Source organism: Acidobacteriota bacterium, assembly GCA_009861545.1.
Taxonomy (GTDB): domain Bacteria; phylum Acidobacteriota; class Vicinamibacteria; order Vicinamibacterales; family UBA8438; genus WTFV01.
Genome location: VXME01000095.1, coordinates 1 through 22829 on the forward strand (window position 1 = coordinate 1; position 22829 = coordinate 22829).

At 69.0% G+C, this 22829-nt stretch carries 15 protein-coding genes, 1 tRNA gene and 1 pseudogene; 2 read left to right on the forward strand and 15 right to left on the reverse strand.

Going from position 1 to position 22829, the window contains the following annotated elements:
* The 12 genes and pseudogenes from F4X11_15565 to F4X11_15620 form a co-directional block, all read right to left on the reverse strand.
* The coding region (locus F4X11_15565) for an AAA family ATPase (protein MYN66427.1) at positions 1 to 1200 on the reverse strand (1200 nt) is incomplete at its 3' end.
* Between the two features lie 226 nt (positions 1201 to 1426).
* Complete coding sequence (locus F4X11_15570; protein ID MYN66428.1) at positions 1427 to 4915, reverse strand: PD-(D/E)XK nuclease family protein; 3489 nt, start codon at positions 4913 to 4915, stop codon at positions 1427 to 1429.
* A 769-nt stretch (positions 4916 to 5684) separates the two neighbouring features.
* Positions 5685 to 6698 (reverse strand): annotated as a pseudogene (locus F4X11_15575) (IS110 family transposase).
* A gap of 395 nt (positions 6699 to 7093) precedes the next feature.
* Entirely contained in the window at positions 7094 to 9562 is a 2469-nt protein-coding gene (locus F4X11_15580; protein MYN66429.1) for an FtsX-like permease family protein, read from the reverse strand.
* A gap of 722 nt (positions 9563 to 10284) precedes the next feature.
* Positions 10285 to 10908 (reverse strand): hypothetical protein, encoded by a 624-nt coding sequence (locus tag F4X11_15585; GenBank protein MYN66430.1) that lies wholly within the window; start codon positions 10906 to 10908, stop codon positions 10285 to 10287.
* A gap of 470 nt (positions 10909 to 11378) precedes the next feature.
* Positions 11379 to 12431: a hypothetical protein gene (locus F4X11_15590; protein MYN66431.1), complete on the reverse strand. Its 1053-nt coding sequence runs from the start codon at positions 12429 to 12431 to the stop codon at positions 11379 to 11381.
* An 807-nt stretch (positions 12432 to 13238) separates the two neighbouring features.
* A complete protein-coding gene (locus F4X11_15595; protein MYN66432.1) occupies positions 13239 to 14579 on the reverse strand; it encodes a hypothetical protein in 1341 nt (446 codons plus the stop codon).
* Positions 14580 to 14603: 24 nt separating this feature from the next.
* Positions 14604 to 15026, reverse strand: coding sequence for a hypothetical protein (locus tag F4X11_15600; GenBank protein ID MYN66433.1), 423 nt, complete (start codon positions 15024 to 15026; stop codon positions 14604 to 14606).
* Positions 15023 to 15478, reverse strand: coding sequence for a hypothetical protein (locus F4X11_15605; protein MYN66434.1), 456 nt, complete (start codon positions 15476 to 15478; stop codon positions 15023 to 15025). The genes F4X11_15600 and F4X11_15605 overlap by 4 nt, the downstream gene beginning before the upstream one ends.
* A 224-nt stretch (positions 15479 to 15702) precedes the next feature.
* Positions 15703 to 16500: a hypothetical protein gene (locus F4X11_15610; protein ID MYN66435.1), complete on the reverse strand. Its 798-nt coding sequence runs from the start codon at positions 16498 to 16500 to the stop codon at positions 15703 to 15705.
* 269 nt (positions 16501 to 16769) lie between these two features.
* A tRNA-Arg gene (locus tag F4X11_15615) sits at positions 16770 to 16846 on the reverse strand.
* Between the two features lie 75 nt (positions 16847 to 16921).
* A complete protein-coding gene (locus tag F4X11_15620; GenBank protein ID MYN66436.1) occupies positions 16922 to 18802 on the reverse strand; it encodes a hypothetical protein in 1881 nt (626 codons plus the stop codon).
* A 72-nt stretch (positions 18803 to 18874) separates the two neighbouring features.
* Between F4X11_15620 and F4X11_15625 the strand changes: the two genes are divergently transcribed.
* Together F4X11_15625 and F4X11_15630 are read left to right on the forward strand one after the other, a co-directional pair.
* On the forward strand, positions 18875 to 19378 hold the full coding sequence (locus F4X11_15625) for a MogA/MoaB family molybdenum cofactor biosynthesis protein (protein MYN66437.1): 504 nt from the start codon (positions 18875 to 18877) through the stop codon (positions 19376 to 19378).
* A gap of 23 nt (positions 19379 to 19401) precedes the next feature.
* The gene (locus F4X11_15630; GenBank protein ID MYN66438.1) at positions 19402 to 20613 is read left to right on the forward strand and encodes a molybdopterin molybdotransferase MoeA; all 1212 of its coding nucleotides are present in this window, start codon (positions 19402 to 19404) and stop codon (positions 20611 to 20613) included.
* Positions 20614 to 20709: 96 nt separating this feature from the next.
* Here F4X11_15630 and F4X11_15635 read toward each other — a convergent pair whose 3' ends face one another.
* The 3 genes from F4X11_15635 to F4X11_15645 form a co-directional block, all read right to left on the reverse strand.
* Positions 20710 to 21174, reverse strand: a complete 465-nt coding sequence (locus F4X11_15635; GenBank protein MYN66439.1) for a hypothetical protein — start codon at positions 21172 to 21174, stop codon at positions 20710 to 20712.
* Positions 21171 to 21971 carry a hypothetical protein gene (locus F4X11_15640; protein ID MYN66440.1) on the reverse strand — a complete coding sequence of 267 codons (801 nt, stop codon included), beginning with the start codon at positions 21969 to 21971 and terminating at the stop codon, positions 21171 to 21173. Before F4X11_15640 ends, F4X11_15635 begins: the two co-directional genes overlap by 4 nt.
* Positions 21972 to 22066: 95 nt before the next feature.
* A complete protein-coding gene (locus tag F4X11_15645; GenBank protein ID MYN66441.1) occupies positions 22067 to 22666 on the reverse strand; it encodes a superoxide dismutase in 600 nt (199 codons plus the stop codon).
* Positions 22667 to 22829: the final 163 nt, after the last annotated feature.

The window sequence follows — 22829 nt, forward strand, 5'->3', positions numbered from 1 at the left end:
GAAGCTGGCGACGCCGGCAGGCCGAGCGGCGTATGCGGAGCGCAAGTGGTTGTCGACGAACAAATGCTTGTAGCGTTGTTGAAAGCTTCGTCGCACCCCGTCGTCGTTCTTGACGAGATTCCGCGCCTTGAGCAGCAAGTCGAGAAAATCCAGCGCTCCGGCCCTCGTCTTCGCATTGTCGTACCGTTCCTCACAGGTCCGCAGTTCGTCGCGCAGCAGCGCAGCCAAGTCAGCGTTCGCATCGGCCTCGAACTCGCCTAGCTCGGTCTGGAGCGCATCACGCATCTGCCAAACGTCCGTACGCGAAATGCCACGGCCGTAGTGTTCACCTCGGCCCTTGCGAGCACGCTTGAAATCCTGGTTCTGGCCGAGCTCGATGAGCAAGCTCTCAAGCCGCGTATAGTCGCGCTGTGTCACCCTCTCGGTGCGGTGGATGTCCTCACTCAGCCGCCGCACAGACCTGGTGTCCACAAAGAGGTGGTCATAGCGGCTCGTAGGGCTGGCTGACTGATCAGCGAACCGGTGCAGCCGCTCGACCAGCGCATCGATCCGATCTTCCCGGTCGAACGGGGGACGTTGCCACCCCGCGTGGAAGTCGCGCCATTGCGACAGCTCCCAGCCGGCGTTACGAAGGCGCTCTATCGGAGCCTCGTGGGTGCCGGAGCCAGGCTGGAAGCCGGCGAACACTGGACGTCGCAAAGAACGTTGCACGCCCTCGGGCGGATCGGCGAGCTGCTCCTGGAGCCAGTGCTGAAAGCTGGTGTTGTACATTCGCCGGGCCTGAGCTTCAGTCAGCACTGTGAAGAGCGGATCGACCTGCGCCTCGACGGGCCGCTCGCCAAGTAAGTCGGCACAGAAGCCGTGAATGGTGCTGATCTGCGCTTCTTCCAACCGGCGCAGCGCGTTGTCCAGCCGATTCCTCTTCTTGGACGCGGGTGCCGCCGCCTGCCGAGCCGCTTCGAGCGTCTCGCGAAGCCGCAACTTCAGTTCGCCGGCCGCCTTCTCGGTGAACGTGACGCCAACGATCTCGGTGACCTCGGCGCGGCCCGTCTCGATCACACGCACCATGCGGTGGACAAGCTCGGTCGTCTTGCCAGTCCCGGCGGCGGCCTCGACGATCAGCGTGTCGTCGAGGGCCGAGGTGATGAGGTCGCGGTCGCGTTGATCGGCGAGCGCCGACGTCTGCTTTTTCGTTGTCATCGTCCAGGAACTGCGCTTCCTCCCACCGTTCCGAGCGGTTGGCTCCTCGCACCGTTCGAGCGCCTGGGAAACCCCGGTGTCCCGGCTGACCGACGGCGGCTAGGCCTACAGGCGACCAAGTCCGGGCAACGGCCGTAGACACTCACCTCGGGACCGGAGATCGTCCTCGCCCAACCCTTGAGGCTCGACGCAGCAGAGGTTTCAAGATAGCCACGTTCAGACCGCACTAGCGATGTCCTCTCAACTCGAGGAGATCGCCGATCGGATCAAGCGGCTTGTCCTTCACGCGCCGTTCCTGATCGGGACCGCAAACCGGAAGAAAGTCACACCAAGTGCAGGCCTCCTCCGTCGGTGCGGGAGGCAGCATGCCAAACTCAACGGCGCGATCCACGATCTCAAGCACCTCGATACCAGTTCGCCGCACCCGATCGTCCATCGGCACGACATGGTCGGTGAAGCCGCCGGCCGATGTGCAGTACGAGATACGACCCGCCTCCACGCTGCACCCTGTCGCCTCCTCGACCGCGAGGCTGTAGAGGACCGGCTGGAGCTGCGTGCCGCCGTCGATGACCCAGCGGTGCGGCGAGCGGTTCTTCGACGTCTTGTGGTCGGTTACGCGCAGAATCCGCGTTCCCGGCTTCCGCTCGACCAAGTCCACGGCACCCCGCAGGACGAACCGTCCGTCAATCGTGATTGGATCGCGCAGGCTCTTCGGATCATGGCCGGCGTGCCCGAGCAGGCCGAACGCGAACTCCAAGAGCCAGGGCTTCCATTCGCCGTGCGACGCCAACTGATCCACCCAAACGCGGAGATCCGTGCGGATGGCGGCAATCTCGTCGTGCCAGACGCGATCGATGGCTGGCGACAGACGCTGGTAGTAGTCCGCAGCAATGCGTGTGAGAGTCTCGTCGAGTGTATCGAGCACACGCTCCACCTGCGCAGCGGCAATGTCGATCTGTTCGCGCTGGACAGCGCGGAAGAACTCGGCCTGCACCTGATGAACGAGCCTGCCCTTCGTCAGCGGGTCCATGCGTTGGAGCGGCTCGGCCTCCTTGAGCGGAGCCAACCCGTACGCGGCCGACAGGAAGAAGCGATACGGGCAGGCCGCGTACAGCTGGAGCGCCGACACTGAGTACGGCCGAGCAGTCAATCGCTGCCCTTCAAGGAAAGGGCGCGTTCGATCGGTCACGCGCACGAGCCCGTCGAACTTCGACCAAACCCGCCTTGCTCGGGCCCAGCGCTCGGTGACCGAACGCTTGAGGCACTCGTTGAGCGTGAGCATGTAATGGGCGTGCCCCTTTACCTCGCCCGTGCTGAACATCAACCGGCGAAGCACCGACAAGTCGTGCTCGAACGGATCGATGGCGGTCATCGCTTCGGCCGGCGCCGGCCACGCGAGGCTGGCCTGAGACTCGCTGGCCGCCATCCGCTCAAGCGTCTCGCGGTCGGGCACTCGCCCGGTGATCGCACGCATGATCTCGAGCGCGTAGAACGACGGCACGCGGCTCCGTGCCTTGGACGACTCGATCCGTGGGAATGACGCATAGAGGCGGTCGGTCACCGCGCCCACCGTCAGGCGCAGCAGCAGGCGCTCGCGCTCGGCGCGATTGTCCCGGACGGCAAGGCCACTCGTAAGCTCGTGCCGCAGTTCGTCGAGCAGCAGGGGATCCTCTCGCGGCTTTTGAGGGAACAGGCGCTCTGCCAACCCCGGGGCGAAAACGACGCGGAACGCGCGGCCGCGGACCTGGTGTGGGCTGCCCACGAAGACAGAGCCGTAGCGATCGGCCGGCGGCTCCACCGCTAGCGACAGCAGGCGACCGGACAGGACGTCCCGGACCTCGGCGAGCGACACTGGCCCTACTGTCGCCATCGGCCGCAGGTCGGCAAGGACCCGAAGTAAGTGCTCTGGTGTCCGAAGTACTCGCGGTGCGAACCCCTCGAGGCGCCGCAACCAGTCGCCCCACGTAGCTTGGTCGGGCCAGTCGGATACGTGTTCGACGAGCGGCAGCGCGAACGCGCGAAGGTGCTGGAGGTTCGCGAGTTCACGCTCGATGTGCGGAATACGGGCCGAATCCGGGTCGTCGTCCTTCAGCTCGCGGATCATCAGCCGATACTGCTCGGCGAGGCCGTCGAGCCGGCGCACCCAGCGCTCGCTGCCGCCAATCACGGCCGATTCGACGAGTAGGCTCTCCCATTTCCAGGGAGCCCGAAGCGTGCCCGAGACGATGGCCGAAGGGTCAACGTCGGTCTCGTGGCCCTCTGAGCTCCTCTCGCTGGCCCCGGTTAACGGATCGAGAATGCCATTGTGGGAGGCGCCTTCCGGTGAGCGCCCCGGCTGCGCGCTCAGCACCTCGTCCCTCGACTCAACCCAAGTCTCCCGTCCGTCTACATTCAACGGGACCTGTGCAAGCGACAGGTATTCGGCGAAGCGCTTCGCCGAGAAGTTCTCGACGCAACAGTTCAGCATCGCCAGGAAAGCGCGACCGGCGGGGTGCGGGCGCCGGACCCCGGAATCGAAGTAGGCGGGTATCCGGGCGCGCGCCAGTGCATGCTCAAGTACACCCTGGTACTGCGGTGGGGAGCGCACGAGAACAGCCATTTCGTCGAAGCGAACGCCAGCGGCAGCCTCCACGAGTATCCGGCGCGCGATTTCGACGCACTCGCGACCTTCACCCGGCGCCGAGAACCAAACCAGTTCACCTGTCGGTTCGCGCTCTGGCGGAGGATCGAGGCGAAAGAGGTGTCGTGTCAGCCGCGTCAGATCCGTACCCTCGTCTTCATCCAGGAATTCGGATGGCAGCGGCCGTTCGCGAACCTGCGTGATGGCGGGCAGGTCGCCGTCGGGGATGGTGAGGCACGTCTGGGGAGATCGCTCGATCACAGCCCAGAGAAACTGAGCCTCAGCCTCGGAATCGAAGGGCACGTCGAGAAGAAGCGTCGGCATCGGCAGCCACGACGCGTCGGGCGAGGTCAGGACCCTGGTCGCCTCGTCGAACAGCGACGCGCGATCACAGACGCCGGCCAGTACCATCAGCTCTTCCAGCCGGTCCAGGAGGCCGGCCAGATCCGGCCCGCTCTGCGGCAGCCGCGTCAGCGGGTTGGCTGAGACGCCAGCCAGCCGAAGGTCGAGCAAAGTGTGGGCGAGGGCTTTGGGAAATCCGGGCGCACTCGAGACGGGCAACAAGTACTTGAGCGCCTCATCCTTGGCGGCTTCGGAACTGGCACGGGCCGCGACTGCCTCATGGCCGAGTGTTGACGCCGGTGCCCAACCGCGGGAGGCCAAGCTCGCGGCAGCCAAGCGCGCAGCAAGTTGCGTGAACGAAAGGCGATGCAAGCCGAACGTCGCGGCGTTCTCCATCCCGATGCCGCGGGCCACATCGTCGACCGCTCTGCGTGAGGCCCCGAGCAGAAGGATCTCAGTCCCCGGGGTAAAGGCGTCGAGAAAGGCGCGCGCCTCCCGCAGGCGTACCGCGGCCGATGCCGAGATGACAACTCGGTGGCCCCCGCCCCCAAGACCCTTTTCGGGGGGACCCTTCGGCGGTTCCTGGCGCGGAACTGCCCCAGCGGGTACTCGCCGAACTGCGTCAGTCACGACTGACCGCTCCTCGTCTCGCGAAGCCACCTCTTCGGCTCCTGTCTCGATCGTCGTCAAGCACTCGTGCGCCTCGCCTTCCTCGACCCACTGCTTGCAGTGGTAACACTCGTGGCCGCTCATACCGGCATTCTACGTTCCGGCTCTCGCGCTTCAGTGCCGCGCCGACCGTCGGCGAGAGGGTCAGGAACCAGCGACGAGCGAATCGGCCACCGCGCTGACCGCCGTTCCCCAACCGCGATTCGAGCCCGACTTTTCGGTGAATTCTACGCTCGGCGGCATCCGAGATTTGACACCCTATCTGACACCCTACGGAGCGGACACGGGTGCGATTTCTGGACCTGGCTGGATCCGGAAGTCGCGAATTCGCTAAGGAAACGCCGATCTGGACACCTCCAGACGTGGCCGGACAGGCTACATCAGGATTCGCAATCAGCAGGTCAGCGGTTCGAGTCCGCTCGCCGGGATCCAACAAAATCAACAACTTACAGGGTTTAGCGGGATAGCCGATTGTGGCTGTGTCGGCACTATGTAGGCGAATTCCCCGCACAGGCCCGCAAGAGCCAGCGCCGAGCGGCAACATCGTGAACGGCTGCGACGGACGCCCCGTTGGGCCTCCTTGGCCCCGTGCCGTGAACAACTCGTCGTGTGTGGACGCCTCCGAAATGCAAGCCTGTTCTGAGCCCTTTCCCCTGCCCTCGGTCTGCTCCTGAGGTTGTCCGCGACAACGGAGCGGCCCCCGGCGCCGCGAGTGTTCCCGTGGAACGAGGGCCAGCCTCCCGGCTGGCCCTCAAGCGCTTCCCGCACGGTCGGCCGCGGCTGTCACCCAAAGGGCCGGAGCGTAGCGCAGGACCCGCGGAGCGGGTTGACAGCCGGGGTTGACCGTGCGCGAGGTAGAAGCGCTCCGAGCGAGGGTTTTCCGTCGTTCGGTGCACACCGTCAGGTGCTGTCGTGTGTCCGGCCTCATTGATTGCGGCACATGAACCGCCGCGGGCCCGTATGGAGATACGCGGGTCGGGTCCTTCGTGCCGCGTCGCACCGCCCAACTGACCGTCGCCATCGCGCCGGAGACCAACAGCCGCCGAAGGTCGCGCTGACCCATCTTCGATATCTTGCCCAGCTTCGACTTCCCGCCGGTCGAGCTCTGCCGGGGAACCAGGCCCAGCCAAGCCGAGAAGTCCCGGCCGTGCCGGAAGCTCTCCATCGGCGGCGCGAAGGCCTGGATCGCCATCGCGCACAACGGCCCGATTCCCGGGACACTCATCAGCCGCACCGTCTGTTCGTCGTCGCGAGCCCGCTCACGCAGCTCCTTCTCCAACTCGGCGATCTTCTCGTCGAACTCGGCGATCTGAACGAACAACAGCGCGCCCAGCTCCCGAACCGGGCTCGGAAGTCCCGAATCGGCATCTTCAATCGCCTGCGCAAGCCGCTCGATCTGTGCCGGCCCTTGCGGCGCCACGACTCCAAACTCCGCGAAGTGTCCTCGCAGCGCGTTGATCGTCTGCGTACGCTGCCGAACCAGCAGATCGCGCGTGCGGAAGAGCATGCCTTGCGACTGCTGGTCCCGCGACTTCACCGCCACGAAGCGCATCGTCGGCCGCGAGGCCGCCTCGCAGATCGCCGCCGCGTCGGCCGCGTCGTTCTTCTGCCGCCGAACGAACGGCTTCACGTAGACCGGCGGGACCAGCTTCACCTCATGGCCGAGCTTCCCGATCTCGCGGCCCCAGTGGTGCGCACTCGCGCACGCCTCCATCGCAACGATGCATCGAGGCTGAGACGCCACGAAGGCCAGGAACCTGTTGCGGCTCAGCTTCTTGCGGAACGCAACCGACCCGTCCGCCCGCGCGCCGTGTAGCTGAAAACTCCGCTTCGCCAGATCGATGCCGATGATGGTAGCGTGCTCCATTGGATGCCTCCTCACAGGTGGTGCGTCATGACAGCTCCACCTTGGCACATTGCGATGCCGTCAAGAGGGGGCGTCCACCCCATCATCGATCCCGTGCTTGAGCAGGGACTTCCCTCTGAACGTTTTTCCGTCCGAATTTCTGTCGACGCCTTCCGGCCGGGGTAACTTCTGCCGGTCCGGCTCCATCACAGCTCCTTCCGCCGGCTGTCCTGGATCGAGGGCAGCTCCGCCGGTCCGGCAGCGGATCAGATCAGAGCACAGGGGCGAGTAGGCACGACGCCGGTGGCCCGGCGCCGTAACTCCTGGACAGGTTCCCGACGGGCTGGCGCCCGTCGAGGTGGACCGGGGGAGGTCCGAGCATGTGTGCGAGCGTCGTTCGCCGACGCCGCTCTGGCTCAGATCCCCGCGCGCAGCGCCTCGGTGGGCTCCACGCGTAGCGCACGCCGGATCGGCACCGCGCACGCGAGGATGGAGATCACGAACGTGAAGACCGCGAACGTCGCGACGAGGGCGGCGCCCCGCGCCGACTGCGCCACGCCCAGCGCGAAGACGATGCCGACGGCGAAGGAGATTCCGAGGCCCACCTGGACGAATACGGGCTTCAGCATGGGAATGATGATCCGCAGCCTGTCGGCGCCGAGGGCCGCGCGCAGGCCGATCTCCCGGGTGCGTCGCTCGACCCGGAACGCCAGCACGGAGTAGATGCCGGCGAGCGACAGGAGGATCGCGAGGGCTCCCACGCCCGTGACGATGGCGGAGGTCAGCGTCAGCTCCAGCATCAACGAGCCACCGACCTGGTCGAGTGGAAGGATCTCGTCGAGGCGCAGGGCGGGATCGACCGACTCGGCGAGGGTGCGCAGGCGCGAAGCGAACAGGTGTGCGTCGCCCCCCACGTCTCCGCTCACGTAGACGGGGTAGGCCGGCAACTGCGCGAGCGGGTGGTACAGGCCGGCGCCGTCGGGCGAGTCCTCGGCGAGCATCGCGAGATCGGGAACCACGCCGACGATCCGATACCAGGGTTCGGTCTCGGCGTCGGCGTCCCGTCCGGGTGGGGGCGCGTACCGCACCCGGCGACCGACGGCGTTGCGCCCGCCGAGCACGCGGTCGACGAACGACTGGTTGACGATGATCACACCCTGGTCGGAATCGGCGTCGCCCGAGTTGAACCCGCGGCCGGCGAGCACCCGCGTATCGAGCGCGTCGAAGTAGTCGGGGGCGACCGAGGCGGTGCCTACCCTCGGCGCGGTCCTCGGAGGGGTGAGATCGCCGTCGGTCTCGACCTCGATGGCGCTCTGCGGATGCGACATCCGCGCGAAACGGTTGGCGAGGGTCACGGCTCCGACACCCGGCTCGGCCTCCAGCCGCAGCCGCAGCTCCTCGTACCGCTCCCGGTAGAGTGCGGCGAACTCCTCCTCGGAGAGCTGCGGCCCCGCACCGAGCTCGTCTTCCCGGTCCATCTCCACCCTGGCCGAAGCGTATCGACTTCCGTCGAAGGGAACCTCGGGGCCCCGCTTCTCCAGCATCTGGGTGAAGACCGTGTAGGCGATCGGCACCGCCAGCGCGGACAGGGCCACCTGTACGACGATGATCCCGGACCAGAGGCGGCTCACCCCGGTGCTCTGCAGCCCGGTGTTGGACTGCCGCAGACGGCTTTCCAGATTGCCTTCGGTGATCTTCAACCCGGGCAAGGCGCCCGCGACCAGGGCGCCGAGCACCGTCAGCCCGAGGGCGTACGCCACGGTGGTCAAAGAGAGGCTCGGGCCGAACCAGAACGGCAACTGGCCCTCGAGCGACTCGAACGTGCGGAACACCCACCGCATGGAGATGCCCGTGGCGAGCAGGCCGACGAAGGCGCCGACGAGGCCGAGCACCAGCGTCTCGGCGAAGAGCTGGGCCACGACGCGGCCACGGTCCGCGCCGAGCGCGACCCGTACCAGGATCTCCCGTTCACGGGTGGCGGCCCTCACGAAGACCAGCAGGGCCACGTTGGCCGCCATCAGGATCAGGAACAGGATGAAGAGGCCATTGCTGGACATGAGCCCGACGGACACGGCGTTCGAGATGTCCATCACCTCGTTGGGGAAGGGCAGCACCTGCGCCCGTAACTGCTGGTGCGTGTCGGGATTGCCGAGCACGACCCGCTGGGTCACGGTGGTCAGCTCGACTTGCGCCCCCTCCAGGTTCGCGCCCGGCGCGAGACGGCCGAAGATGCGAACCGGCGGGCCCTCCAGGGGCGGATGGCTCGACGAGGTCAACTGGAATGGAACCCAGAAGCTCTCGGAAATCGGGAACGCGAAGCCCTCGGGCATGACGCCGACCACCGTGTGCGGCTGTCCGCCCACGCGAACCTGGCTTCCCACGATGTCGGGGGCGGACGCGAACGCGCCGCGCCAAACGTCGTGCCCCAGCACGACGACCGGCGCCGCGCCGAGCGCTTCGTCGGCCGCGACCAGCGTGCGGCCGAGCTGTGCGGGGACGCCTGCGACACGGAAGGCCGCCGCGCTGATCGCCGCCCCCCGGACCGGCGCACCGGCCACGTCCTGCCACCGGAGGTTCCGCTCGATGAGGCTGAAGATCCCGATGTCGTCGACGGAGCGAAGCTCGTCGCGCCACAGCATGAACTCGTGCAACGCCCGCCGCTCGGGACGGCTCGCGGCCGCATCCCACATGCGCAGCGCCACGATGCGGTCGCCCCCCGACACCGGCAGGGACGGATAGACCAACTGGGTCAGGAACTCGAACGCCATCGCCGCGACCGCGATAGCGAACGCGATCGAGAAGCCGCCGACGAGTGTCAGACCCGGATACTTCGAGAGCATCCTGCCGGCCAGCTTGAGGTCGAGCCAGGACATCCTGAGCTTCATCGGCCTTCCCCATGTTCACACCGACGGCGGAGCCTACGGTCTCCCAGTGCGGTGCGTAGCTCCGCGATCGGGTGGTCGTAGCCGAGGTCGCGCCGTGCAGGCTCGACGCAGCACTCCAGGCGCCAGCGCACCCCGTCCTCGTGCCAGATGAACAAGGAGGATTCCTGGTGGTCGTGGGCCGGGCACCGCGCCGTCCAGCCACCCCTCGACTTCTCGACACGCTCCAGGCGGCCGAGCAGATCCGTTTGCTCGATCATGAGTTCACGGCCACAGACTCGGCCCGGCGAACCGGCCTGCGTAGAAACCCGCGCACGAACCCTTCACGAGGGCGTCGTAACCAGTGTCTCGACGCGCCTCCAGCGCCGACGTCGCCCTCGTCGTCCGAATACACGCGAAACTCTTCGGTACCCCACCGATGACCTGGTAGTCGACGGCGCGGACCGTCGCCCCGGTCTCGCGATTCACCGTCGTGAATGCCTTGACGATCGCCACCCGGGTGCCGTTGCCGTCGTACAGCGGTGTCGCCGATGCGGGCCTGCGTCAGGCGCATCGGCGTCGCGGTGGCCTCCGTGCTCATGCTGCGGAAAGTACCATGTCGGTGGCAGGAGATGATTCGTCTCCCTGTCTAGCTTTCCGTTGACGAGGTGTCTGCCGGCCGTGGCGACCGGACCAGCGACAGCGCCGACCACGGCTGCGCCGTCAGGATCCACGCGACCCAATCCCTACGGCAAATCCAACCGTAGCGCGACGCTCGGTTCCCGGCGCCTGGGGGCAAGCTCGAGCACGTACGTCAGCCCCACGGGCGCGTAGTCGGTGTGCTCGACCGCCACATTGACGTGCCGGTCGGTCGGCCCGGCGGCCCTGTGCAGATGGCCGTGGACGTTGACGGCTCCGGCCGGTATCTTCAGCAGTGGTACGTGCGTCAGCACCAGCGGCGGAGTGGTGGCGCACAACGCGGTCCGGCAGACCTTGTGGAAACCAGCTCGACGCAGTGCCGAAACGTCGCGGTCGTGGTTGCCGAGGACGAGGAGCCTCTCGCCCGGGCATTCGGCCACGTCGAGCACCAGGCGATCATCGCGCCAGGCATCCGGATGGGCGACGTCGCCGAGGCAGATGACGGTGTCCTCGGCGCCGACGCGACGCCTCCAGCTCCGGAGCAGGTGCCGGTTCATCTCCTCGACGCTCCGGAACGGCCGACCCCAGCCCAGCAGCACCGAGGGGTCCGACAGATGCAGGTCCGACCAGAGCCAGGTCCGCTCCGGCGCACTGGCCACGATCGGGATGTCGGCGTCGGCCGGCAGGTCCACCAGCAACTCGACGAGGACATCCTCCAGCACGGGATCCATGGATCGATTCTCGCCCGCACAGAGCCTCGGAGTCGACCCTTCGAACGTCGAGGCGGCGGTCGCGGACGCGACGGACGCCTCGACACTTCGCCAGCAGGACCGGTCACTGCCGCTCGGCAGGTTCCGCTGTCGTCGCCTCGATCGCTCCGGGAACTCCGGGAAGATCCTGAATCTGGTTTAGAACGACACGACTGCGAGGCAACGATGTCATCGTCACGCTGCGCCGCTCGACCGACGGGGCTGATGAGCCCGCCGACGGTCCGCGGTCTGTGGGGCGGTGACGCGGTCGGGGCCGCCGTCTGCGAGCGGAGACGGCGCCGCGGCCGATGGACCCGGTCGTCGGACTCGGGGTAGGCCCGATCGCCCGTCGGTTCGCGGAGGTAGATCGTCGGCCCGGCCGGCTACCGCGACGAGCTGCGGTCGGTCTGCGTCACCCACTCCGCTCGGCGGCGCGACCCGCGCCCGTGCAGTCAGCGCGTCGGGCGGAACTGGTTCCGGCCGCTTCGACGCGCGGGTTCGCTGTCGTCGAGAGCGGGGCTCGGCGCTGCGGCAGGCGGCTTCGCTTCGCCGGATGGTAGTCGTTCCGGAACCGGCGGCGGCGACGCACTCCGGAATGCCTCGTCGCGCGCGGCCGTGAAGATGCTGATGATCCGGGAGCGGTAGCCCTGAATGGCTCGCTCCCGCGCGGCCCGCCGTGTTGACGCGCGCCACGCCTCCCGCCGGCCTTCCAGCTCCCGCTCGATCAGCGGGGCCAGACGGTCCTCTTCGGCCTCGCGCTGGCGGCGGGCGACATCGTCTTGCCGTTTCTCCTTGGGCGTACGGCGGTCGTCGCGCTCCCGCACGACCTCGACGACCTCCTGGAGGAACGAGTCGACCCCGGCGCGTACCGCAGCCAGCGTCTCCTCCGGGAAGCTGGGCACGCGCTGCCGGGCCATCGCCTGCTCGACGCTGTCCGCCGCCCGCTGCACCCGTTCCCGGTGTTGCCGCAGTCGCGCGCCGAGCTCGCCGCGGCCGACCACCTCGTCGCAGGCGACCTCGAACACCTCGAGCACGCTCCGCCGGTGCCCGGCGAACACCTCTGCCTCGACGGCCGACCGCGCGGAGGAACGAGGCCGCGACCGCATCCGCCTGTCGATGGTGTCGTGCAGATAGCCCCGCTCTGCGCGGCGACGCTCGAGGTGGGTGTAGCGTCTCTCGACCTCGCGGCGCTTGTAGCGCTCGCCCACCTCCACGACCACCTCCGTGACGAACGGAAGCGATGTGCCGTCGGCAGCCACCGCCAGCGTCTGGTCGGACACCGCGGGAACCCCCGGGCCGGGTCCAGGCGGCGACGTCGTCGGCAGCGCCGCCTCGGCCGCTTGCCGCACCTGCGCCCGATGCGCGGCGAGGCGTTCGCCTAGCTCTCCGCCGAGCACCTTGTCGCAGGCCACCTGGAAGTACTCCCGCAGCTTCGACAGGTACTTCTCGAGCACGGCTGCCAGGACCACCAACCACTCCGGGCGGTCCGCCGAGCACCGTTCCATCGCCCGCGTCCTCGAGGAGCGCCTGCTGCGCGTCGCGCCGAGCACCGCCGTCGTACCGGTCGCCGCGGGGTACGTCGTGACCCGCCCGGCGCCGGTAGCGCTCGCCCACCTCCACGACCGTCGCTCGGTGGAACGCGTCGTCGTCCGCCCGGAGCAGCTCGCCGAGCAAGTCGTCGGCGAGCGCGGGAACGCGGTAGCCGGGCCGGGCGTCGGGATACGGCCGCGTCGCCGGCACGAGCTTCTCCACCTCGTCGGCCGCCTGCCAGACCCTCTCGGCGAGTCGAGACTCCACCTCCGCCACGACCGCGTCGAGCACAGCCGATCCGATCTCCACCCCGGCCGCCAGCCCGGGGCCCGCGACTCGCACGCGGCCGCGTACAGCGCGCCGCCGTCGGGGTGCTCACTGCTGCCGCCGCCGCGGTACCGCAGACGGTGTGCTTCCGGCGCGCGAACGACTCGGTCGCGGTCAACGCCGTGTCGACCTGCTCCAGCGTGCTCCGGTCCGACACGGCGCGCCGAACTCGCTGCGGTAGTAGGACCGTTGCTCGGGGTCCTAAAGCACGGCCTCACGACGCGGCAACCGGCTGTCCGCTTCCGTCTCGTCGAGGACCTGCTCGACGGAAGACATCGACGGCCCGCCCGTCCCGCGCTCGTCGGCGAGGTCCGTCAGCCGCGCGTCGTACAGCTCCCGCCCGGCGGGCGTCAACGCCGCATGCCGCTTCTCGGCCCTGCGCTTCCGCTCCGCCTGCTCCGCGCGCCGCGGCTCCTCGGCCGCCTGATGCTCGCGAAGGCGGGCCGCGGCGGCATCTACGACCTGCTCCTCGGCCGCCTGCGTCTGGACGGCGCCAGCGCGGCGCCGCGCGTCCTCCAGGAACGAGGCGCCCTGCTCGGTGGAGCGGAGTTCCTTCCGGCGGTGATCGAGGTCGTGGCGGACCCACCCTCCGACGGCCGCGACGACCCGTTCCCGCTCGTCGACGTCGGCGGCCGATCGGCCCCCTGGAGGACGCGCTCCGTCGCCTCGCCCAGCCAGACCGGCCCGTGCTTCGTCGCGCGGATGTCCCTCTCTCGACCCGCGACCCGGCCGCGCCGCCGTGCCTCTTCCCGTCGCCGTTCCTCGTCCTCGCGCTCCGCCTCCTGCGCTCGCTCGAGCGCGGCGACGAGCTCGGCCACGGCCGGGTGTTCCCCGCATTCCTCCACTGCCGTCCCGAGTACCGCGCGGCCCGCGTGCGAAAGACCGCGAGTGCGCTCCGCGAACGACTCCGCGTCCGCCAGCACGGCGTCGACCTGCTCCAGGGTGAACCGCTCTCCGAACGCACCGGCCGCCGCCACGTAGTAGAGGCGGCTCCACCGGGCGCCGTGGACCGCGCCCGCCCGCGCCAGCTGCCCGGCATCCGACTCCGCCGCCGTCAGCGCCGCGTCGACCTGCTCCTCCAGCGGCTCTGCCCGGCCGGGACGACCGCCGCCAGGTGCGCGATCGCGATCTCGCGCCCCCCGGGCCGACGCTGCAGGTCCCGCAGACGAGCTTCCCGCTCCTCCTTCCGCCGCCGCGCCGCGGTGGCCTCCTCCAGCGCGGCCAACGGGTCCTTCGACTGCGACCGCGCGGCCGCGGACGCGCATCGGTTGTCCGACGACGTCAGGGTCGCCGGCGAATGCGCTCTGCCAGTAGCTATAGTCAAGCATCACGACCGGATGCCCGCCGCGCGCGACGTCGTCGCTCGGCAGCAGGGTGCGCCCGACCGCCGCCTCGATGCCCAGCATCGGGAAGTAGCTGCCGGTGACCGCCTCGGCAGGCGCCAGCCCGACGCCTCCGCCCTCTTCGCGGTCGATCGTCAACGGCACGAAATGGGAGGCCGCGATGTCGCTGAACACCTCGGCGGCGCCGTCGCGGACATCCTCGAAATCGGGGTAGGACAACGCGCCGAACCCGAACGATGCCTGGTGCAGGTAGAGGTTGACTACCTCTTCCGGCCTCTCGATCGGCGAATCGCGGAGGATCACGGCGTTGACGAGGCTGAAGATGGCGGTGTTGGCCCCGATGCCGAGCGTCAGCGAGACGATGGCAACCGCCGTGAACGCCGGGCGCTTGGCCAGGGACCGCTTGCCGTCGCGGATTTCGCGAGCGACGCCGAGCTGGTGCTCCAGCACCATCCGCGTTCCTCTCCCCGCCGGGACTTAAACGAGGGGACTCGGACGCGGTAACCAGCGCGACGCGTCGGCTAGCTCCTGAGCGTGTCGCGTCTGTTCCTCCCGATCCGCGGCGGCGGATTCCGGTAGCACGATGTCGCCATGGTACGGATTCTTGTTGGGTATGGGCGTGGCCATCACGTTGCGGTCGTTGCGACGTGCCGTTCCGGCATCCACGGTCGCCCAACCGTGGAACGCACGACCTCGATCGGCGGCGTTCGCTTCAGCCAAGGCAAGAGCGTCGGGCGCCGGTGCGATGCTCAGTCTGTCGACGGAAATGCGGGTCTTGCCCTCCTGGATCAGGAATACGTGGTGGGGAACGGTTGATCGAAGAGCGCGGTTGGCGTGTCTGTGCGAGAAGACATGCCGCCCCAGTTCTTCATCAGAACCGATCTCCGGAGGAACGCTCACCAGGTCTGGTCCGGTTCGTCCAGGTCACTGACTGCTTCCCGTACGAAGCCGTCAGGCAGCATGGTTGCGGTGTCGTACCGGGCGCGGCGATGCTGGCCGTTCAGGTTGACCGAGCACAGGACGCCGCCTTGTGAGTCGCATAGCACGAGCACCGACCGCCCGTGCCCGCCCGGCACAACGAGGGCGACCTCGCCGTCTGGCGTCGGATAAGCCTCCAGACGGGAAGGGCGAAGCCTGTAGAGATCCTGTAGCAGGCGTCTGGCGTTCGTCAGTGCCAATTGGGACGGTTGCGGAAAGCCTTCCTCCGCTGCTTCCTCGGCTGTATCGTCGAGATCGCGCAGAGAGGCGCGCAGGTCGGCTGTCGGCGACGACTCGGCCGACGTGACCACTGGCCGGGCTTCTCCCGGCCACCGAACAAGGGAGAAGAACGCGGGCTGCAGCAGTCGACGCATGTCCACGCTCGAGACATGGTGGAGCGTCTCGACGTCTCGGGAAACCCGCCCACTGAGTCTTCGCCAAAAGTCAACCGCCCCTGGACTCGTGGACCGGCGCGGGTCCTGCGGGCTGTCGACGACGAACAGCTCGGCGAGAGGCGGCGGAACGTCCTCTCCGTGGGGCATCGAGGTGATACGTCCTGGCGCCGTATCCGTTGAGCTCGGTGTGGTCTGCAGCGAAATCATGTCAGGTCGCGCGTCGCGTACGATGTGAACTTGTCCGCTAGCGTGCGGCAGTCTAGCACGTCGCTCTCCCAGTTGCTGACGATGGAGATCAGCGCTTCAATGCGTTTCTGCGAGCTGGTCTGCTCCAGATCGCGGTGGACGTTGCCCTGAAACAGAAGTCCCGGCAAGGGCTGGCCGTTGGGACGACGTCTCGTCGCGCCGAGTACGTCCACGATTATCTTGCGTGAACCGAAAGGGTAGATCGCCTTGAGCTGAATCTCCGGCTCGCTGTCCTTGTACGACAGCCACGAACCCTGATCACCCAGCGCGTTCGCCACCTTGGCCGGGTTGGCGGCCGACAGGCAGACGTGAAGTTTCGGATTGATGCCCACCGCCCGGTACGGAACGTGCGGCACGGCTCGGGCGTAGCCCTCCGCCATTCTCGGGCAGACGATGCCGCTCAAGGACGTTCCGGACGCTGACTGCACGAACATGACCCGCTCGGGGTCGGCGCGCACGATCAGGCCGTCCTCGTAGACAAGTTGCGCGAAGACGGGGGTGGTCACGGGGTCTTCTCGAAGCTGCCGGCGCTCGTCGACGATGTCGTTGTCGGTCAGGAAATCGGGATTGACGATCGACGGGTTGTTTGATGTGGCGACCAGGACGACCGACAACTCGACGAGATCGGCCGATCGCGTGTCGCCGCCCGCCACGTGTGCCTTCTCCGCCATCTGACCGTTCGCGCCTGGGTCCGCTGGGAGCGGCACTTTCACAACATTCTCCATTGTACCAGCCGACCGCGTCGCAGCCGTCAAGACGCTGCCAGGGAGCGTGTCGCGCCAGCACCGTTGAAGCAACGCCCACGTTGCCGAGCCAGGGGGGCCGTCGTGGACGAGAGTCTTGTGGACGCGCTCGCGCTCGGAGGTTGGTGTGGATTCCCGCCTCTTCCAGCGCGTTCCGGTAGATTCCGGTGTCTTCCTTTGCACCGGGTCAAGGCCCTGCGAGCCCGCCGCCGTCGAGTGCCGAAAACCGCCGCTATTCAGGCGATGTTTCGGAATTCAGGGGAACGGCGAAGAAGAGAGGATGGCGCGCCCTGCAGGATTCGAACCTGCGGCCTCCTGGTTCGTAGCCAGACGCTCTATCCAGCTGAGCTAAGGGCGCGTTCGTCGGTGGCCGAAACGCCCATTATATACCCGACCGCGCGGCCGGATCGGCGCCGGCCGGTGCGCGCTCGCATCACCGCCGGACGGCGCGTGGGCGGGTCAGCCCGTGCCCGGCCGGGAGCCCGTCGCCGAGGGTGACCGGCAACCGTCCCGCGATCGGAATCTCGCCCGCGATGGCCCTCACCGCCGTCCGTTCGGACAGCCCGCGGTAGTCGTAGGTCAGCAGCACCGAGGGCAGCTCCGGCAGAGAGGGCGCCACGTACGGATTGCCGAAGAAAACGGAGACGAACGGCTGACCGCGCTCGGCCGCGTCTTCGGCCAGGTCCCGCAGGAACGCGACGAGATCCTCGTCCAGATCCATCCGGCCGCTGAACGAAGCGGTGCGCACGAAGATGCCGGCGACCACGGCGTCGTAACGACCGGCCGTCTCGCGCACGAGCTCGAGGTCGGTCGGCGGCGTCCGGTCCGACAGCTCGATCGCGGTCAGGTCGGGCCAGCGGGCCCGGAGCGCCGGAATCGCGAGGCGGCTCGGCGCGCCGATGCCCCAGCCCGACGGGTAGTCGAGCACCGACAGGTAGAGCAGCGCTCGGTCGCGCGGCGCGCGTAGCGGGACATCACCGGTCGCGTCCCGAATCAGCGTGATGGATCGCTCGCTCACCGCGCGGGCGACGGCCCGGTGCGCCCGGGTGCCGACGAGCGCCGGCAGGGCGTTCAGGTCGACACGGGAGCCGCGGTGCAGACCGAGCCGCGCCTTCGCCTCGAGGATGCGGCGCACCGACGCGTCGAGTTGCGCCGACCCGATCGTCCCGTCCGCTACCGCCGTGCCGACACCGGCAAGAGCCGCCCGGTCGTCCGGCGAGTCGAGGACCACGTCGTGCCCCGCCGCCACCGCCCGCGCCGCCGCGGCGGCGGGCGGCAGCATGCGGGTGATGGCGCGCATCCGCATCGAGTCGGTGAAGACCAACCCCTCGAATCCGAGCTCGTCCCGCAGCAACCCACCCGCCATGGGCTGGCTGAACGTCGCCGGCCGGCGGGCGTCCGGGTCGAGCGCCGGCAGGGCGACGTGCGCGGTCATGACCCCGCCCGCCCCGGCCGCGATACCGGCCCGGAACGGCGGCAGCTCGACCGATTCCAGGCGCTCGCGAGGGTGCCGGATGACCGGCAGATCGAGATGCGAATCGACGTCGGTGTCGCCGTGGCCCGGGAAGTGCTTCACCACGGCCAGCATGCCGCCGGCCGCCAGCCCCTCGATGTACGCCGCGGCCAGCCGGCCCACGGTCGCCGGATCCTCGCCGAAGGACCGGGTATTGATCACCGGGTTGCGCGGGTTGTTGTTGACGTCGACCACCGGGGCGAAGTTCACGTGGATGCCTATCGCCCGCGCCTCGACCGCCGTGATGCGGCCGGCCTCGAAGGCCAGGCGGGGATCGCCCGCCGCCCCGAACGCCATGGCGCGTGGAAAGTTCGTCGCGCCGTCCATCCGGAACCCGACCCCGGTCTCGAAGTCGGAGGTGACCAGCAGGGGAATCTTCGCCGCCGCCTGCAGGCGGTTGAGAAGCGACGCCGCGGCCAGCGGCTGGCCGAGCACCGTCCGCGAGTATGTCGGGTTGAGCAACACGTCCGGCCGCCCCCGACGCGCACCGAACACGTGCATGCCGCCGACGTGGTGCTCCCGCACCAGCGCCGTGAGGTCGTCGTGGATCGCGCTGTCGCTGCTGACGTAGACCGACCGGAACGTAGGGGTGACGAGCTGGCCCACCTTCTCGCCGACGGTCAGCCGGTCGAGCGTCTCCTCCACCCAGCGCCGCGCCGCCGGGTCGAGGTCGTCCTGGGCCGGAAGGACGGCGGGCCCCGGCGTCACGAGCACGAGGACCGCCACGGCGAAGGCAGCCCAGGATCGCCGCCGCGCCGCCGGCGCTCCACGGAATGGCGACCGTGTGGATTCCGCCCGCATCACGGGATTCTACAACCCGCGGCCCCGGCAGCGGCGCCTGTCCCTCGAGCGGCGCTCGCTATAATCGTCCGCATGAGCTATATCGCGCACCGCGCGGAGGGGCCGGCGACGACCCGCTGCCGCGTCGTCACGGTCAGCGACACGCGGACCGAGGAGACGGACCGGGGCGGCGGCGCCATCGTGGAGCTGCTCTCCCATCAGGGACACGACGTCGCCGGCAAGACGATCGTGCCGGACGACCCGGCGCGGGTGCGCGACGCGCTGCGGGCCGGCATCGAGACCCCGGACGTCGACGTCGTCATCGCGACCGGCGGGACCGGCATCACGCGGCGGGACGGTACCTACGAAGTGGTCGCCGCTCTGCTCGACAAGCGCATCGACGGCTTCGGCGAGTTGTTCCGCGCCCTGAGCTACGAGGAAATCGGACCGGCAGCGATGCTGAGCCGCGCCTGCGCCGGCCTCGCCAGCGGGACCATCGTCATCAGCCTGCCCGGCTCGGAGAACGCCGTGCGGCTGGCGATGACGAAACTGATCCTCCCCGAGCTGGGCCACATGGTCCGCGAGGCCCGCCGGTGACCTTCGACGGGCGCGGCACGAAGATGCGCCCTTTTCGGGAGACGATCCCGATCGACGAGGCCCTGCGCATCGTCGGCGAGGCCGCCCGGCCGCTCGACCGCACGGTGCGCGTCGGGCTGGCGGCGGCCAACGGGAGGGTGCTGGCCGCCCCAATCGTCGCGGACCGCGACGTACCGCCGTTCGACCGCGCGGCGATGGACGGCTACGCGGTGGTCGCGGCCGACACGTCCGGGGCGGGTCCGCAAGCGCCCGCAGAGCTGCGCTGCGTCGGTACGGTCCACACCGGCGAGGTCCCAACCCGCGCGCTCGTCCGCGGGGAGTGCATCCAGATCGCGACCGGGGCCCCGCTTCCCGACGGCGCCGACGCCGTGGTCATGGTGGAGCAGACCGACCGCCGCGGCGACGCGGTCGAGATCCTGGCCGCCGTGCATGCGCGGCAGCACATCGGCCGCCGGGGAGCCGACATCGAGGCCGGCCAGACCGTGCTGCAGCCCGGCGACGTGCTGACCCCGAGCCGCGTCGGCTCGATCGCCGCCCTCGGCATCGCCGAGGTCGACGTCTACGACCGGCCGCGTGTCGGCATCGTCTCCACCGGCGACGAGATCGTCGAGCCGGGACAACCGCTCGCTCCCGGCCAGATCTACGACATCAACCGCTTTACCCTGGGCGCCGTCATCGGCGAGCACGGCGGGACGGCCACTGCACATCCGATCACCGGCGACTCCCTCGAGGCGCTCGGCGCCGCGGTGGACGCCATCATCGCCAGCGGAACGGACATCCTGGTCTTCTCCGGCGGCAGTTCCGTCGGCGAGCGCGACCTGACCCGCGACGTGCTCCGTCGGCGGGGCGACGTGGCGTTCCACGGCATCGCGGTCAAGCCGGGCAAGCCGACCGCGTTCGGCCACATCGGCTCGACGCCGGTGCTCGGCATGCCCGGCTACCCCACCTCGTGCCTGTCGAACGCCTACCTGCTGCTGGTGCCGCTGCTGCGCCGCATGGCGCACCTGCCGCCGCACCGGACCCGGACCGTCAGCGTCCCGGCGGCCCACCGCTTCGCCTCGGTCGGCGGCCGTCACCAGTTCTACTCGGTGCGGGTCGTCGACGGCGCCGCGGTCGGGGCGTTCAAGGCGTCGGGCGATATCACCAGCATGTCGCAGGCCGACGGCTACATCGAGATCCCGATGGGGATCGACGCGGTCGAGGAAGGCGAGCGGGTCGACATCACGCTGTTCTGACCGTCCGGGAGCCTGCTCCGCAAAACGCAGCGAAGCGGATTTGCGAGACGCAAGGTCGATGGGCCGAAACGCCGAGCCTGCGAGCGTCTCGGGGCGTTACCGCTTGCCGATCCGCCGCGCCCACTCCAGCTCGAGGACGTCCGCCGTGTGGAGGTCGAAGACTTCCCCGGTCCGCCGGTGGTCGCCGCGGAACTCGGTGTGGCAGCGGTAGCAGACCTCCAGATCGCGCAGCCGGCCGTAGACGACGAGGTCGAGCAGCGCGGCGCCGCCGAGCACGCCGTAGGCCACCAGGTCCATCTCGTACCAATAGAAGCCGGCGCTGACCAGGGCGCCGGTGATGATCACGGCCAGGCCGAGCTTGGGATCGAAGTCCTTGCGGACGTAGACCTCGCTCCCCTCGCAGACGGGGCAGGCGTCGACCTCCTCGCCGGCGCGGACCTTGTCGCTCACCGCGAGCGAGATCGCGCGGTCGCACCCGCCGCACAGCACCGCGGCCGGCGCCTCGGCCGCCGCGATCGGCAGCCTGCCGGCGCACTCGGGACAGATGATCGTCAAGTTCATAGCGGCACCCGCTGCGAGATCAGCAGGTACTTCGCGAGCACCTCGCCGACGATCACGGTGAAGAAGTCGACGTAGAGGATGCCGGTAGCCGACTGCGTGGAGCGGATCTTGGCCGTCTCCCACGTCAGGTACGAGAGCACGGCGGGTCCGAGCAGCCCGAACAGCACCCGCTGCCAGAGGAAAACGCCCTCGATCGACAGCGCGTAGCGGTCGAAGCCGGCCCCCGACGGCGCCTGCCAGGTGGCCATCGCCGCCGCGATGACCGCGCCGACGACCGCGATTCGTACGACCGTCGATCCGATGTGGAACTTCACGATCCGCTGCAACAGGGAGACGTCCATCGACGGCAGCACGAGGTACCAGTGGCCCAGGATCATCGCGGTGCAGCTTCCCCCGAGCAGGGCCGCCGACGAGAGAAAGCTCGCGGCCGTCAACCACGGAGACGGCCCGGCTTCGACCACCGACCAGCCGGCAGCCTGCACGACGAGCGCGGCCCCGCCCCCCAAGGCGGTGGTCCAGAGCAGGAGCGGACGCAGGGCGGCCAGCGCGCGGCCGATGGTGGCCCAGTAGACGAGCAGCGCGCCGGTCGCCACGAGGAGGCAGCCGAACCCGAAGGCGGCCGCCGGCGCACCGGCCGGCGGATCAGGCCGGAACGCCAGCGCAATCAGCAGGAGGACGGCGGCCAGCCCGGCGTTGAAGCGGAAGAACTTGACTCCCGCCGCCTGCCCCACCAGCAGCAGCGACGCGGCGATGCCGACGGCGAGGTGGGCGAGAAACAGGAAGAGCACCGAGGCCATGACGCGAAGATCTCCTCCCGTTCTCCATTGCTACGGGGCGTCGCGCGCCGGGAGTCCGCGCCGCGGACGGGCGGCGCCGGCGCAGACGACCCTGGCTACCCGAGCCTCCGGTTCACCTCGTCCCAGTCGATCGTGCCGAACCAGGCGGAGATGTAGTCGGGACGGCGGTTCTGGTACTTCAGATAGTAGGCGTGCTCCCAGACGTCGAGGCCGAGGATGGCGGTCTTGCCGTCCATGACGGGACTGTCCTGGTTGGGCGAGCTCTCGATGCTCAGCGCGCCCCCCGCGTTGATCAGCCAGACCCACCCGCTGCCGAACCGGCCGACCCCGGCCGCGGCGAACCGCTCCTTGAACGCGTCGAACGAACCGAACGCCGCGTCGATCGCGCGGGCCACGGCGCCGGTCGGCGCGCCGCCCCCGTTCGGGCTCATCACCTGCCAGAACAGCGTGTGGTTCGAGTGCCCGCCGCCGTTGTTGCGGACCGCCGTCCGGATCGCCTCCGGCACGCTGCCCAGGTCCGCGATGAGCTCGTCGACGCCCTTCGCGGCCAGCTCCGGATGCCCGTCGAGCGCCCCGTTGAGCTTCGTGACGTAGGTCTGGTGGTGCTTCGTATGGTGAATGCGCATCGTCTCCGCGTCGATGTGCGGCTCCAGCGCGTCGTAGTCGTAGGGCAGCGGGGGCAGTTCGTGAGCCATCGGTCTGAGTCTCTCCTGTGGGATCGAAGCGCCCGGTCCCGTCGAGCGCCAAGCGTTGCAGTGCAGCGAACGAGTTTAGCAGAGCGCATCCGGCCTGCCGGCGGACCTGCAGCCTGGGCGGCGACGGCTCCGGACCGCTCTCCAGCATCCGGTCCGGGCGCCG